This is a genomic window from Flavobacterium sp. LMO6 (assembly GCF_009495795.1).
Classification (GTDB): domain Bacteria; phylum Bacteroidota; class Bacteroidia; order Flavobacteriales; family Flavobacteriaceae; genus Flavobacterium.
In genome coordinates, this window is record NZ_WIBH01000004.1 from 105,063 (window position 1) to 121,265 (window position 16,203).

Consider the following 16,203-nt stretch of genomic DNA (forward strand, 5'->3'; position numbering starts at 1 on the left):
CTATGCCTAATCAATTACAACAAATTGCAATTCGCTGGTTTGATGCTTTTAATTCAAAGAATTTAGAAAACTTATTGGCGTTGTATGATGACGATGCCCAACATTTTAGTCCGAAATTAAAAATTCGCCAACCCGAAACCAATGGTTTAATTATTGGAAAAGAAGCCATGCGTGTTTGGTGGCAAGATGCTTTTGATAGATTACCAACACTTCATTACAAAGTAACTTCGTTAACTGCTAACACTGACCGAGTTTTTATGGAATACACACGTCAAGTAGCAGGTGAAGCAGATATGTTAGTAGCCGAAGTTTTGGAACTTAAAGAAGGAAAGATTGTGTTTTCTAGGGTGTATCATGGGTAGAGAACAGAAAATATTTCTTAAACTTTCTTTAAAAAAATATTTTATTAAATCTAACTAAAATTACTTTTTTAATCACATTTTTTGAAAGTATTTTTTGAAAGTATGTAAAGCCATTCTTCAGGAAGATATTGAATGTCAGATATTTTTTTTATCTGTCCATTTTCAAAATGTATCGTAATTGAAGCTAAAGTTTGAAATTTAGGTTTGACCTTCCAATTTATTGAAAGAAAATGACAGCCACCAGTTTTATTTTTTTCTAAAATTTTAAATTTTTTTGTGCTTCTTTTTTTTGTATCATAAAAATCGTCAAATCCTTCTATTTTTATTTGTATACTTTTTATTGGTTTATTTGTAAGGTTTATATATTGAAAGATAAAATTTTGACTTTTAACAAAATAATTTTCATCAATAAAATTAACTAATATAGTGCTATCAATTTTTGCTTTCTCAAAATAATCACTCGCTTTTCTATATTCAATTTGATAGTGTTTTTTTGAAATGTTTTTAGAAATTTCGTTAAGCAATTTTTTATTTTCTGGATTTAATTTTTCAATTTTTTGTAAAGTTGAATCAGCAATTATTAAGTTATTACTTTTTATTGATTCTTTACATCCGTTAATGTAGCCTTTATAAATTTTATTCTTTTCGTTAAAATCTATCAAATAAATTACATCTCCCTTGAATATTTTTTTAACTGAATCATTGAAGATAAAACTTGAATCTCTATATATTTCAGCACTTAATTCTTCAATACTCTGACAATAAACATTTAAAAAATTCAATGTTAGAAAAGTATAAATAAAAAAATATTTCATGTCGCAATATGGTTTTTTATTATAAATACTAACTCTGAAATATAAATTTAATTGTGTTGAATTTGATATTATTCTTGACTATCGGAGATGGTCTTTAAACTACCCCTCAAAAACATAATCCGCATACACTTGCTCAATTTCGGTAAATACATCCAATAATTGATTGATTCCATCTGTGGTAACCAATTTTTGTTTGTATTCTTTAAAACCATGAATACCTTTGAAATAATTGGTGTAATGACGACGCATTTCGTTGATACCTAATCGTTCGCCTTTCCATTCGATACTCCAAATTAAGTGATTTCTTGCCGCTTCAATTCGGTCATTCATACTTGGTGGTGCTAATTTTTCTCCTGTGGCGAAATAATGTTTAATTTCATTAAAAATCCAAGGATATCCTATTGCAGCACGACCAATCATCATACCGTCTAAACCAAATTTATTTTTGTATTCCAATGCTTTTTCAGGAGAATCAATGTCACCGTTTCCAAAAATAGGCATGGTAATTCTTGGGTTCTCTTTAATTCTTTGAATATGGCTCCAATCCGAATGACCTTTGTACATTTGTGCACGTGTTCTTGCATGAACTGTTAGCGCTTGCACACCAATGTCTTGCAATCGTTCGGCAACTTCATCAATATTTATAGAGCTTTCATCCCAACCCAAACGTGTTTTCACGGTAACAGGCAAACTAGTTCCTTTAATAACTGCTTTAGTTAAGCGAACCATTAAATCTACATCTTTTAAAACTCCTGCACCAGCACCTTTACAAACCACTTTTTTTACAGGACAACCAAAATTGATGTCTACTAAATCAGGTTGTACAGCATCTACAATTCTTGACGACATTTCCATCGCTTCTTCATCACCACCAAAAATCTGAATTCCAACTGGGCGTTCGTAATCAAAAATATCTAGTTTTTGTTTACTTTTCATGGCATCACGAATCAATCCTTCTGAAGAAATAAATTCAGAGTACATCAAATCGGCACCATGTAGTTTGCACAATCTGCGAAAAGGTGGGTCGCTCACATCTTCCATGGGAGCTAATAATAGAGGAAAATCGGGTAGTATGATGTTACCAATTTTTGGCATGGTGCTTGAATTTTTTTTGCAAAAATACGACAAGATTTTTAATTATTGTTTTTTTAGGTTTTTTACCACATAGAAACATAGTTCATTTGGATTGAAAAAATAAAAGCTTCGCTTTAAGATAGTTTGCATAGATTTTAACCTATGTACGAATGTAATTACTATGAATTCCTCAGTATATTTATTGAAAATCTATGTTTCTATGTGGTTAATACTTTTTTTGGTGTTTGGTATTGCTTTTTGTTGATATACAATCAAAACTTTAGCTTATATTTGCAGATTAATTGTTCGAAAGAATTGCTATTGAAATTTGAACTTGACATTGAACTTGAAGAATGAAACACATTAGAAATTTTTGCATTATTGCGCATATCGACCATGGTAAAAGTACTTTGGCTGATCGTTTATTAGGAGCTACACAAACCGTAACAGCTCGTGAAGAAAAAGCGCAATTATTAGATAATATGGATTTGGAACGTGAGCGTGGGATTACCATAAAAAGTCACGCTATTCAAATGGAATATACCTACAAAGGAGAAGATTATATTTTAAACTTAATTGACACTCCAGGTCACGTAGATTTTTCTTACGAAGTTTCGCGTTCTATTGCTGCTTGTGAAGGGGCATTGTTAATTGTAGATGCTGCACAAAGTATTCAAGCTCAAACCATTTCAAATTTATATTTAGCTTTAGAGAATGACTTGGAAATTATTCCGGTTTTAAATAAAGTTGATTTACCAAGTGCTAATCCTGAAGAAGTTAGTGATGATATTATTGATTTATTAGGATGTAAATTAGAAGATATTATTCACGCATCTGGAAAAACAGGTTTTGGTGTTGAAAATATTTTAGCAGCAATTATTGAGAAAATTCCAGCGCCTAAAGGAGATAAAGATGAACCATTACAAGCATTAATATTTGATTCACATTATAATCCATTTAGAGGAATTGAAGTAATTTTTCGTGTAATTAACGGAGAAATTAAAAAAGGGCAAAAAATTAAATTCATGGCCACTGGCAATGAGTATTTTGCGGATGAAGTAGGAACATTGAAATTAAATCAAGTTCCAAAAAGTGTTATTTCTACTGGTGATGTTGGTTATTTGGTTTCTGGAATAAAAGAAGCTAAAGAGGTAAAAGTAGGAGATACAATTACCGATGCAAAAACGCCAACTACCAATATGATTACAGGTTTTGAAGATGTAAAACCAATGGTTTTTGCTGGAATTTACCCTGTAGATACAGAAGATTACGAAGATTTGCGTGCTTCTATGGAAAAACTTCAACTAAATGATGCTTCTTTAGTGTTTGCTGCAGAAAGTTCGGCTGCGTTAGGTTTTGGTTTCCGATGTGGATTCTTAGGAATGCTTCACATGGAAATTATTCAAGAGCGTTTAGAACGTGAGTTTGATATGACGGTTATTACTACGGTACCAAACGTTTCATATCATGCCTATACCAAGAAAGAACCAGATACTATTTTAATTGTTAATAATCCATCGGATTTACCAGAACCATCTAAATTAGATAGAGTAGAAGAGCCGTATATTAAAGCTACGATTATTACTAAATCTGATTTTGTTGGAAATGTAATGAGTTTATGTATTGAAAAACGCGGTCAAATTACTAATCAAACGTATTTAACAACGGAGCGTGTTGAGTTAAATTTTGATATGCCGTTAGCTGAAATTGTATTCGATTTTTATGATCGATTAAAAACAGTTTCTAAAGGATATGCTTCTTTTGATTATCATCCAATAGGAATGCGTGAATCAAAATTAGTTCGTTTAGATGTCTTATTAAATGCACAACCGGTAGATGCGCTTTCTGCATTAATTCATGAAAGTAATGCTTACTATATAGGTAAAAAAATGTGTGAAAAACTAAAAGAGTTAATCCCAAGACAGCAGTTTGATATTCCTATTCAAGCAGCAATTGGTGCAAAAGTAATAGCACGTGAAACGATTAAAGCCTTACGAAAAGATGTTACCGCTAAATGTTATGGTGGAGATATTTCGCGTAAGCGTAAATTATTAGAAAAACAGAAAAAAGGTAAAAAACGTATGCGCCAAGTAGGAAATGTAGAAATTCCGCAAGAAGCGTTTATGGCAGTATTGAAATTAAATGATTAACAAATAATCAATAAATTGTAAAAAAGTTTGAATTTTTATTAACATTCAAACTTTTTTTAATTTAATTAAGCTTGTTTTCTATTTTTTAGTTACATTTATGTCAATGATTAAATTCCGATAAATCTTGAGAAAAATACTTTTTATATTCGCCATTTTTTATTCTAGTTGTTTATTTTCGCAAGCAATAACGGTTGATAATACTACAAATTCACCCGCTCAATTAGTCGATTTGTTATTAGGAAATTCTTGTGTTGAAGTTTCTAATATTTCGGTTTCATCAACTCAGTCAGTAGCTTATTTTAATCAGAATGGCTCTGCTTTTCCTATTTCGGAAGGAATTATAATTAGAAATGGTATTGCAACTCATACGCAAGGTCCATACACAGGTGTTAATTTGAGTAGTAGTGTTAATTTGCCTGGCGATCCATTTTTACAGAGTTTAAGTGATAGCAACGGTGGGGTGAGCCCAATAGTAGATGCCGAATATTTAGAGTTTGATTTTATTCCGCTTTCAAATAGTTTTAGTTTTAACTTTTTATTTGCTTCAAACGAGTACGGTTTTTATCAATGCGAATTTAGTGATGTTTTTGCGTTTGAATTAACAAATTTAACTTCAGGAATTTCAAATAATTTAGCTGTAATTCCCGGAACAAATACACCTGTTTCTGTTACTACGATAAGAAATAGTATTTATAATGATCCATCTAGTCCTAATAATAGTTGTGCTTCTGTAAACCCAACTTTTTTCGGAATTTACAATGTGCCAAATCCAACTTCCTCACTTAATATGCGAGGACAAACAGTAGTAATGAATGCTTCTTCTGTTGTTGTTCCAAATACACCTTATAGAATTCGTTTAATAATTGGCGATTATGGTAATTCGGGTTTTGATTCTGCTGTGTTTATTGCTGCTGGAAGTTTTTCAACAACTTTAGATTTAGGTCCAGATCAAATAATATGTACAGGTGATGCATTTGAGTTAAATACTAATTTAGATAATAGCTTTACTTATACATGGTTTGAAAATGGGAATCCAATTTTAGGTGAAACCAATCCTTCTTATACTGTTACAACCGCTGGAATTTATACAGTTGAAGCGGTTAGAGGTTCTTGTTTAATTACGGATACTGTCGTTTTTACAGATTTATTGGTGACAAATCCTCAAGATTTACTAACCTGTGATACAGGTGCTGCATCTTACAATTTTAATTTAACTACTAATGATGAAGTAGCTTTAGGAATTGACTCTGCTATTTATGATGTTTTTTATTATGAATCGCCAGCAGACATTATTGCTAATAACCCAATTCCATCCGGAAATTTGTCTACTTATCCAAGTTTAGGCAGTCAAACAATTTATATAAAGATTTTCAATGCAGTTACCGGTAATTTTTGTGATGCAACATATTCATTTGATTTGATTGTAACAAATCCTGTAGTGGCAACACAGCCAAATCCAATTACAGTTTGTGAAGGTCAAGGAAATACAAGTTATGCTTTTACAAGCCTTACAACAACTGAAGTTCTAAATGGACAATCGGCTGTTAATTATACAGTAACTTATTATAATTCAGTAGCAGAAGCTACTTCAGGAACGAGTCCAATAACTTCGGTTTCAATTCCTAGTGGAACAACAACTGTAACTGTTGGAATTCGCATACAAGATAATTCGAATTCAAATTGTTTTGATGTTACTTCTGTAGATATTACTGTTAATCCTTTACCTATTGTAGATGCAATTCCAGACCCAGTTGAATGTAGTCAATTTCAATTGCCTACGATTGTTAATGGAACTTATTATCTTTTACCTGGCGGACCTACTACTTCAGGACAAGTACAATTGAATGCAGGAGATATTATAGACTTGAGTGGTACATATTATATTTTTGCTGGTCCTGACGCAAATGGTTGTACAAATGAAAGTTCTTTTAATGCTTATTTTATTGATGAGTACGTACCATTATTAGATCATTGTGGTGTGTTTACGGTTCCGTCTGTTCCATATAATATTGGCGATTTTTATACAGCGCCCGGAGGTCCTTTAGGTACTGGAGTTATTGTTCCTGCTGGAACTGAGTATCCTAATACTACATTTGCTAGTTTTACGGTTACTTTGTATCATTATGCTGAGGTAAATGGATTGTTTTGTAGAGATGAACAATTTGTGTTTTATGTACATCCATTGCCATTAGTTGATGATCCGGCTGATGTTGTAAGTTGTGATAATTATATATTGCCTCCATTAGTAAATGGTAATTATTTTTCAGCCCCTAATGGTTTAGGAACGCCTTTGTTTGCTGGAGATGTAATAAGTGTAAACGGACCTAATTTCCCCGGAACTTATTATGTTTATAATCAATTGGCTCACATTACAAGTTCAGGCGCTCCTGGTAGTTGTCCTGTAGAAAATCCTTTTCAAATTGATTTGGTTGATACTTCTGTTTTTACAGCTGTTTCTGGTTGTGGTATTTATACTTTGCCGACTGTTTCTTTCGGAGGTTATTTTACAGCCCCAAACGGCGGAGGAACTCCAATCACAGATTTAGATATAACGGCTTCTCAAGTAGTTTATTATTATACAAATACGACAACTTTACCTAATTGTACTTCTAATTTGAATTATAATATAACTGTTAATCCATTACCTTTAGTAGATACAATTACAAGTGATGTGTATTGTGGTGAGTTTATTTTACCTGTTTTAACAAACGGAACCTATTTTACTTTATCTGGAGGTCCGTCAATCATTGGACAACAACAATTAAATGCAGGTGATAGAATTGATTTGTCGGGTGTGTATTTGTCTCCAGGAACGTATTATATTTACAATGGTCCCGATTCTAATAATTGTGAAAACGAATCTAGTTTTACAATTGCTTTAAATCCGTTTCCGCCGGCAGATAATTATGCCAGCAGAACAGAATGCTTACCTTATTCTATACCAACACCAGTAAACGGCACAGTATATACAGCTCTTGGAGGTCCTTTAGGTGGTGGTTCTGTTGTGTCTTCATCAGAAGTTTTTACTGCTACACAAACTTTTTATTTGTACAATATAGATACTTCAACAGGATGCGAAATTAACCTTCCATTTACCATTACCTATAACGGAATTAATTTACCAGATTATCAAAATGTGAATGTGTGTGAATTTGAAAATTATCAATTACCAGCATTAACACATGTAGCGCCTACACCTTTTAATTATACTATTGGCTATTTTTATGATCCAAATGGAGTAAATCCAGTGCCGCCAGGAACTGTTTTCAATACACCAAACACAACTACTACTATTTATGTGTATGCAGTAAATGGAGATCGAATTATTTGTACACAAGAAGATAGTTTTGATATTATTGTATCAGAAACACCAAATTTAGCCGCGTTAGGATTGGTTTTCGATAATGAAGAATGTGGGACTTACGTGTTGCCAACTTTGCCAATAACAGCTTATACTATTGGTTATTATTCTCAATCAGGTGGAAATGCTGCTGATTTGATTACGAATTTGAATATTTCAGCTCCAGGAACCTATACGTATTATGTGTATGCTTCGGCTATTGGTAATCCAAATTGTAATGATGAAATTTCGTTTACATTTACAGTTCATCCGCTGTTAGATATAACGATTCAAGGAGGAATTATTTGTGTAGATTCTCAAACAGGAGATGTTTTAAGAACATTTACCATGAATTCAGGTTTAAATCCCGCATTTTTTACGGTGAATTGGTTTTTGAATGGTACGTTAGTGGGAACCGGCCCAAGTTATACTGCTTCTCAAGCGGGGACTTATACAGTTGAATTTATTAAATTAACTCCAGATGTGGGAGCCAATTGTAATTACAATTCTACAACCGTAACTATCGTTCAATCAGGACCTGCTGTTGCAGATTTCACAGTTAGTACTCCATTTGAAAATAACACGTTTATTACGGTTAATTTAACAGGTGGTTATGGCGATTATTTATATCAATTGGTGTATCCAAATGGAACTGTAACAGAATATCAGTCGAGTAATGTTTTTACAAATCTATCTACGGGAGAATATTATATTACTATTTACGATGTTTTAGGAGAATGTAATCCTACATTTTTAGGTCCTATTTACATTATTAATTATCCAAATTATTTTAGTCCTAATACAGATGGTGTAAATGATAATTGGAATATTTGGGATTTAAGACATCAACCCGATGCGATAATTTCTATTTTTGATAGATACGGTAAATTTATAAAACAAATTTCCCCAGCGGGTTCAGGTTGGGATGGAACTTTAAATGGTGAAAGACTGCCTTCTACTGATTATTGGTTTACCGTGAAATACTTGCCTCAGAATGGCACCGAAAATCAAATATTTAGAGCACACTTTTCTCTAATCCGATAACTTATTAACATTAACAATTGACTGATTCTCTTTTTGTAAAAGTTAGAGTAACTTTACATTATGTATGCTTTAGTTGATTGTAATAACTTTTACGTTTCTTGCGAACGTGTTTTTCAGCCTCAATATAATAACAAGCCAGTAGTGGTTTTGTCTAATAATGATGGCTGTGTTATATCGCGTAGTAATGAAGCTAAAGCACTTGGAATTCCCATGGGAGCGCCCGAATTTAAATTTCGTGATGTAATAAAACAACACAATATTCATGTTTTTTCTTCTAACTATGCTTTGTATGGCGATTTGAGTAATCGTGTTATGAAAATTCTTGAAAATTATACCCCTAATATTGAATTGTATAGTATTGATGAAGCTTTTTTAAATTTTGAAGGTCATCAAATTATAGATTTTCATAAACATGGTTTAGAAATACAACAGCGAATTTTAAGCTGGTTGAGTATTCCAACTGGAATTGGTTTTGCACCCACAAAAGCATTGGCTAAGATTGCAAATCGTATTGCAAAAAAGTTTTATGAAAGAACTCAGGGCGTTTATGTAATTGATACCGATGAAAAAAGAATTAAAGCCTTAAAATGGACTAAAATTGAAGATGTTTGGGGAATTGGTTTTCGGTTAACAAAGAAAATGCAAGCCAAAGGTATTTTAACGGCTTATGACTTTATTTTACCTCATAATGATTGGTTTATTAGAAAAGAAATGGGAGTGGTAGGAATGCGCTTAAAATTAGAGTTACAAGGGAAGTCGGTATTAGTAATTGATGAACCTAAAACAAAAAAGAGTATTGCTGTAACCCGAAGCTTTGAAAGAGAGATAACCGATTTTAATGAACTTAAAGAGCGTGTAGTAACTTTTGCAAGTGTATGTTCTGAAAAATTACGCAAACAAAATTCGTGTTGCCAAGTTGTTATTTTATACTTGCAAAAAGATAAGTATAAAAGCAATGGTGCTAAATATAGTTTTTATCAGCTAGAAACACTTCCATTTGCAAGCAATACGTTGTTTTCAATTAGTGATTTAGCAATTCAAATGTTGAAAAAATGCTATCAAAAAGGGGAGTTGTATAAAAAAGCAGGTGTAATTGTAACCGATATTATTCCTTCAAATCAAAGGCAATTTCATTTGTTTGAAGATGAGAATCCAAAATTTCAAAAATTAATGGAAGTCATAGATACATATCATGACAAAGTAGGTGAGCGTAAAATACGATTAGCTAGTCAAGATTTAAAACGTACTTGGAAAATGAAACAAAAGTATTTGTCAAAAAGATACACAACTAACTTTAATGAATTAATAGAGGTGCAATGCAAGTAAATCCAAAAATAACTTTTTTTATTCCCGATTTAGATAACCCTATCACTGCTTCTTTTATTTCAGAAGGAATTAAAGCAGGTTTTCCATCTCCTGCAGCCGATTTTGAAGAAATGAAGCTAAGTTTAGATCATTTGCTAATTAAAAATAGAGAAGCAACGTTCTATGCTAAAGCTAGTGGAAATTCAATGATAGGAGCCGGAATAGACGATGGAGATATATTAGTAATTGATAGAAGTTTAGAACCTAGAAACAACGCAATTGCTGTTTGTTTTATTGATGGTGAATTTACTGTAAAGCGAATTAAGAAAGAAAATGATGAAGTATATTTAATTCCCGAAAACGCACAATACAAAGCTATTAAAGTAGCCCCTGAAAATGAATTAATAATTTGGGGTATTGTAACTTATGCAATTAAACAAATGAAATAAAAAAAGAGGCTGATTTTTAAATCAGCCTCTTTTTTTATAAGGAATCAATAAGATTAGAAATTTGATCTATTATCTTTAATTTCTGCTTTTTCTTTCAAAGCCATATAAGCCATTGAACTTGCATAAGATTGATTTTGTGATCTGTATTGAGTAATGTAAGTTGTATAACTTGGTACTTCTGGTGCTTTAGTTACAGCTTTAGCTCTTATCATAAACATACCCGAATTACCTTCAATAATTTCAGAAGTTTTACCTGCTGCTAAACCAAATGCTTTACCAATAACTTTTGGCTCGTTACCAATGTTAGGAAGGTTTGGTGTTTTTAATGTAACTCCAATTGCTGGCTGTACAGAAGCTCCAGATTTTTGAGCAACAGCTTCTAAAGAAGTGCCATTCATTTTTTTCTTGATAATTTCTGCTTTTTTCTGGTTTTTTATTAAAACTTCAACAGATTGTCTTGCGATATCAATTGGTAATAAACCACTTTCGTTTTTGTCTTTTAATTTTGCAATTACAAAACCTTGAGGTACTTCAAAACGTTTTACATCTCCAATTTCAGTATCTTTATTAAAAGACCATCTTACGATTTCTCTTTGAGAACCTACACCTTGAACATATTCGTCAGATCCTTTTAAGTTCGTTGCTGGAACTACTTCTAAACCTGCTTTTTTAGCGATAGCAGCAAAATCAGAATTTTCATTAGCATCTGCTTCTAATTGACTTGCTTTTGTATAAATAGCATCAATAGTTGCGTCAGATGGTTGAATTTTTTGAGCTACAGTTCCCATTAAAACAGAATTGTATTTATCCATTACTTTAATTACATGGAAACCATAGTCTGTTTCAACAACACCAATTGAACCAATTGCATTGTTAAATACAAAATCGTTAAATTGAGGAACCATTTGGCCTGGAGTAATGTTATCGTACTCACCGCCATTATTTTTAGATCCTGGATCGTCAGAATTTGCCATAGCTAAAACTGCGAAATTTCCTGGATTTGCTTTTGCTTGTGCTAATAAATTGTTAGCTAAAGCTTGTGCTTCTTCTTTAGTTCTAGTTGCAGAAGATTGTGGTGCACCTTTGTAAGCTAATAAAATATGACTTGCTTTAGCACTTGCATTCGCTTTTTTACTAATCATTCTAGAAATACATTGGTGTCCGTTGAAAACATAAGGTCCATAAACGCCACCAACAGGTAAATTGAATAATTGTTCTTGATAGTCAAGAGGTAAATCTTTTTTAGTTACATAAGTTGAATCAAATTTAATGTCTGAGTTTGCATTAACAAATTCTCCTACATTTACAACTGAATCAAATTTAACTTTAACATCACCAATAGATGATAACATAGCTTGCTCATCTTCTTTAGAAGGTTTGTTTTCTACTAAAACGAACTCAATGCTAGATGTGTTATCTGATTTGTATTTTTTAGGCGACTTTTTCATAAAGTCGATAATTTCTGAGTCAGAAACTTTTACCTCGTCATCATTTACAGTTGAAAAAGCAACTGTTACATAATCGAAATCAACTTTGTCGTTTTCTAAAGTATATTGAAATTTTCCTTCGGCTTTAGTAGTATAAACACCAGATTTAATCATAGTGTTATACATTTGCTCTACTGCATATTTTTCAATATTTTTTTCAAATTCTTTCCATTGTAACCATTGCGTTTGGTCTGGAGCGTTTTTGATGCCTTTTAAAGATTCTTTGAATTTATTTTCGTCAAACTGACCAGCAGCATTTAAAAACTGAGGATTTTGAGCTAAATTAGGGTTTTGTTTGATAACGTTAATTAATTGTTCGCTTCCAATTTTTAATCCTAATTTATCAAATTCTTCTGTAAGAATAATTTTTCTAACTTCTTGTTCCCAAGCACTATTCATTGCTTGTGTAGTACTAGTTCCTTGTCCTTGTTTTTCAATCATTGCAACATTTTGCATGAATTGTTGTGCTTCAATATCAGTCCCGTTAACAGAACCTACATCGTTTGCTCCTGTTCCAAATGTTCCACTTTGAATAACATCTGCTAATACAAATGAAAACAAAGCTAAAGCAATGATGATAATTAGGAAGAATGAACGTTGTCTAATTTTAGATAAAACTGCCATTTTTATTTGTGTTTAATTTTTTTTCAGAGGGCGAAAATACAATTATCTATTTAATAATAAAATAGTAAAGTCATATTTTAATTCAAATTTTTAAAGATTTTTATCTTTTTTCTTCTTTTATTGATAAACGAACCAATTCAATTTTTTTATTACTTGCCGAATGTATGATAATTTCAAAATTTTCTACATTAATTTTTTCTTCATTTGACGGAATTTCTTTGGTATGATTTACTATAAAACCGCCTAAAGTAGAATATGAATCTGATTCGGGAATTTGTAAATTGTATTTTTCGTTCAAAAATTCAACATCTAATCGTGCAGAGAATAAATAAGTGTTTTCTTCTACGACTTCATCTATTAAAGTTTCTTCCAAATCGTGTTCGTCTTCAATCTCGCCAAAAAGTTGTTCAATAATATCTTCCACAGTAATTATTCCAGAAGTTCCGCCATATTCATCTAAAACGACGGCTATACTTTTTCTTTTTTTAGTCAGTAAATCAAGCGCATCTTTTATAAAAATAGTTTCCGGAATATATTCAACAGGAATCATGATGCTTTTTATTGTTTTAGGCTTGTTAAAAAGTTCAAATGAATGTACATAGCCTAAAATATCATCAATAGAGTTTTGATAAATCAGTAATTTCGAATAACCGGTTTTTACAAATGTATTTTTTAAATCAACAACTGAATCTAAAATTTCTGCACCACTAATTTCTGTTCTTGGTGTCATGATATCCCGTGCTTTTAAATCAGAAAATTCAAGTGCATTTTGAAAAATTTGAATTTCTGAATCAATCTCGTTTTCATTAGACACATTATTCATTTGTTCTGTAATGTAGTTTCCTAATTCCACTTTACTAAAATAATCTTGTACTTGGTCTCCTGGAGTTTTAAAAAACTTTCTTAGCACAATATCTGAGATCCAAATTATAAATTTTGTTGGCCAAAAAAATAATTGATAAAAGAAATAACTTGGAACAGCAAAAAACTTAATAAATGAGTTGGCGTAAATTTGAAAAAAAACTTTAGGTAAAAATTCGGCCGTTAATAAGATGATAGCTGTAGAAATTAAGGTTTGCAAAAGTAACCCTACAAATGCTGTAAGATTGAAATATCCTTCGAGCCAATTGATAATTAAATCTCCTGAATAAATACCATATACTACTAGTACTACATTGTTTCCAACGAGCATTGCGGTAATAAATTGGGAAGGTTTTTCGGTAAGTTTGTTTAGAATAGAGGCATTAAAGTTTTGTTGTCTTTTCTCAATGGATAGATATACTTTGTTTGAAGAAATATAGGCAATTTCCATTCCAGAAAAGAAAGCAGAAAGCAACAAACAAACTACAATAATGGTTATTTCCATTTTAAGTTATTGCTTTTTTTGGTATTTGTTGTGAAAATGTCTTCTAAAGAAAAACATACCCACAGCTACAATAGCTATAGTTAAACTTAGAAGAATATCATTTAATTCTTTTCCTTCTTGATATTTTCTAAAAGCATCATATACAAAGAAACCTGCAAAAATTAAATAGATATATTGAATCAATTTTAAGTAAGACATAGTAAAATATTTTTATCAAATGTAATAAAAAGAGAAATGCAAAGCAATTATTTGTCTGTTGTGTTTACTTCGCCACTACTTTGTTGCATGTTAAATATTTTAAAGTCTTTACTAAAGTCTACTCCTGGACCTTCTAAGTAAACACCAGATTCATCTGAATATTTAAAATGTTTTTCGGTAAAAAACCATTCGTTTTTTTGATCAAAGTACAATTGTTCTGTTTCTAATTTTTTGCCGTTTTGTGAGCTAATAGTTACATTGCCTTGTAAGTCGATGATACTGGTTTTTTTATAAGATATGGCATAATCGGAAACAATAGTTGTGGTGTTTCCGTTGTTGTCAAATAGTGTAACGTGTATTCCTTTTGGAAATTCTGTAAAGGGATTTGTAATGCTACTGTAGTCTAGCATTTTTGGACTCTTTAAAATAGATTTTATTCGTCCAGAATCGGTGTATTTTAAATTTATTGTGTCGGCTTCCCCAGTAGGAATAAAAATAGTTTCGCTAAGATGCTGTACTTTTTTGATGTCGCTTTCACATGAAAAAAACATAGTCACGATTAAAATCGTGACCATGTTTAAAATATTATTTTTAATAAAGAGTTTCATCTTATAAACTTGGAACTACAATACTTTCTCCTACCCAACAATTAAAGGCAATTCTTTGGCCCGCTTTATTTTCTTGGAAAATTTCTGTTTTAGTAGGTGCAGCTGCTCTGTATTTTGCAGCATCGCTACTCGCTTTTCCTTTTAAAGTTGAATCTGCAGCAGCTGCTTTATCACAGTATTGAGCCGCTAACCAGTACATAGCTCTTTTTTCGAATTGAGTAGTTCCACATTCGTTTATGCTACTTCCGTAAAGAGATGCAATTAATAAGTATGCTTTTCCATAAGAAGGTTTTACTTGAATTGCTTTTCTTGCATACGCACGAGACTGCACTTTATTTGATTTACTATATAAACTTGCTATCTTGTAATAAATATTAGCTTTTTTAGTGTTATCTGTATGTAAATCAGCAGCTTGGTTAAAATACTCCATTGCTTTTGTTACATTTTTTCTTTGATATTCAACAACGCCTAATTTTTCAGCTGCTTCTGCACTTGGGTTTAATTTGTAAAGCGCTTCAGACATTTTAGAGAATAAAGGATCAGAATCACATTCTTTTGCTTCTAAACGATTAGTTGCTCTTTTTAACCATTCTTCATTGGTTTTGTTTTGCTCAAAACCTTTTTGATAGAAAGGAATTAACTTAGCACAAGTTGAAAGTTCTAGAATAATATTATCCATATCATTTCTTACGCTTTCAAATATCTCTAAATTATTTTCAAGTCTAGCTTTTCTTGTGTTTTCTTTGTCAGTTAAAGCTTGTCCAGCTTCTTCTTTACTTAATAAACCATCTTTTTCATTAGACAATTCATCTTCTTCTTCGTCTAATTTTTTAGATAAATCGTCATATTTATCAAATACTTGTTGTAACTCAACTCCTTTATTAGCTTTGTGGTTGCTTACTAAGATTTCAAAGTAAACATACATTGCTTTTGCGTATTTAAAATTAGCATAATCAGTTTTAAATGCCACATCTAATAATTGAAATACTTCGTCAGATGTTCCAATTTTATTATCAAATAAAGCCAATCCTTTTTTCATTTTATTTCCATAACCATTGTCTGGAAAAAACTGATCGTGTTCATCATATAATTTAATTAAATCACGAACAAATTTTTCTTTTTCCTGAGGATTTGTAGCTTTTTCAATTTTAAGTTTAATAGCTACTTCACCATATGAATAAATACTTTTATGAAAAGAAGGGCAATCTTTTCTTAAAGTGGTTAAATAATCATAGGCTGACACATCTTTAGCTTTAGCTGAAGTTACCATTAAACTTAATGTTTCAGTGCAAGCCTCTGAGTTTTGTGCTTGAACAAAAAAACTAGCTGTAGCTATAAGTAGCAAAGTTAATTTCGTTTTCATTTTTCTGCTTATAAATAA

The 16,203-nt window shown here is 31.5% G+C and carries 12 protein-coding genes; 5 read left to right on the forward strand and 7 right to left on the reverse strand.

From position 1 onward, the window contains the following. The first annotated feature begins 2 nt into the window (after positions 1-2). Entirely contained in the window at positions 3-362 is a 360-nt protein-coding gene (locus GFJ99_RS05545) for a nuclear transport factor 2 family protein (RefSeq protein ID WP_008254853.1), read from the forward strand. Between the two features lie 68 nt (positions 363-430). Here GFJ99_RS05545 and GFJ99_RS05550 read toward each other — a convergent pair whose 3' ends face one another. Next, complete coding sequence (locus tag GFJ99_RS05550; RefSeq protein WP_153207880.1) at positions 431-1,177, reverse strand: hypothetical protein; 747 nt, start codon at positions 1,175-1,177, stop codon at positions 431-433. A 99-nt stretch (positions 1,178-1,276) separates the two neighbouring features. Beyond that, complete coding sequence (gene dusB, locus GFJ99_RS05555) at positions 1,277-2,272, reverse strand: tRNA dihydrouridine synthase DusB (protein WP_153207881.1); 996 nt, start codon at positions 2,270-2,272, stop codon at positions 1,277-1,279. Positions 2,273-2,604: 332 nt separating this feature from the next. Between dusB and lepA the strand changes: the two genes are divergently transcribed. The 4 genes from lepA (at position 2,605) to GFJ99_RS05575 (ending at position 10,539) form a co-directional block, all read left to right on the forward strand. Continuing rightward, the gene (gene lepA / locus GFJ99_RS05560) at positions 2,605-4,401 is read left to right on the forward strand and encodes a translation elongation factor 4 (protein WP_153207882.1); all 1,797 of its coding nucleotides are present in this window, start codon (positions 2,605-2,607) and stop codon (positions 4,399-4,401) included. A gap of 124 nt (positions 4,402-4,525) precedes the next feature. Beyond that, complete coding sequence (locus GFJ99_RS05565; protein ID WP_153207883.1) at positions 4,526-8,785, forward strand: choice-of-anchor L domain-containing protein; 4,260 nt, start codon at positions 4,526-4,528, stop codon at positions 8,783-8,785. A 60-nt stretch (positions 8,786-8,845) separates the two neighbouring features. Further along, positions 8,846-10,111, forward strand: a complete 1,266-nt coding sequence (locus GFJ99_RS05570; RefSeq protein ID WP_153207884.1) for a Y-family DNA polymerase — start codon at positions 8,846-8,848, stop codon at positions 10,109-10,111. Beyond that, a complete protein-coding gene (locus tag GFJ99_RS05575) occupies positions 10,102-10,539 on the forward strand; it encodes a LexA family transcriptional regulator (RefSeq protein WP_008254844.1) in 438 nt (145 codons plus the stop codon). Before GFJ99_RS05570 ends, GFJ99_RS05575 begins: the two co-directional genes overlap by 10 nt. A 53-nt stretch (positions 10,540-10,592) precedes the next feature. Here the strand turns inward: GFJ99_RS05575 and GFJ99_RS05580 are convergent, their stop codons facing one another. The 5 genes from GFJ99_RS05580 to GFJ99_RS05600 form a co-directional block, all read right to left on the reverse strand. Further along, the gene (locus GFJ99_RS05580; protein WP_153207885.1) at positions 10,593-12,650 is read right to left on the reverse strand and encodes a peptidylprolyl isomerase; all 2,058 of its coding nucleotides are present in this window, start codon (positions 12,648-12,650) and stop codon (positions 10,593-10,595) included. A gap of 100 nt (positions 12,651-12,750) precedes the next feature. Beyond that, a complete protein-coding gene (locus GFJ99_RS05585; RefSeq protein WP_153207886.1) occupies positions 12,751-14,016 on the reverse strand; it encodes a hemolysin family protein in 1,266 nt (421 codons plus the stop codon). 6 nt (positions 14,017-14,022) lie between these two features. Beyond that, on the reverse strand, positions 14,023-14,214 hold the full coding sequence (locus tag GFJ99_RS05590; RefSeq protein ID WP_153207887.1) for a hypothetical protein: 192 nt from the start codon (positions 14,212-14,214) through the stop codon (positions 14,023-14,025). Positions 14,215-14,261: 47 nt separating this feature from the next. After that, positions 14,262-14,789 carry an LPS export ABC transporter periplasmic protein LptC gene (lptC, locus tag GFJ99_RS05595; RefSeq protein ID WP_238990083.1) on the reverse strand — a complete coding sequence of 176 codons (528 nt, stop codon included), beginning with the start codon at positions 14,787-14,789 and terminating at the stop codon, positions 14,262-14,264. A 34-nt stretch (positions 14,790-14,823) separates the two neighbouring features. Beyond that, positions 14,824-16,185, reverse strand: a complete 1,362-nt coding sequence (locus GFJ99_RS05600; RefSeq protein ID WP_153207888.1) for a lipopolysaccharide assembly protein LapB — start codon at positions 16,183-16,185, stop codon at positions 14,824-14,826. Positions 16,186-16,203 lie beyond the last annotated feature (18 nt).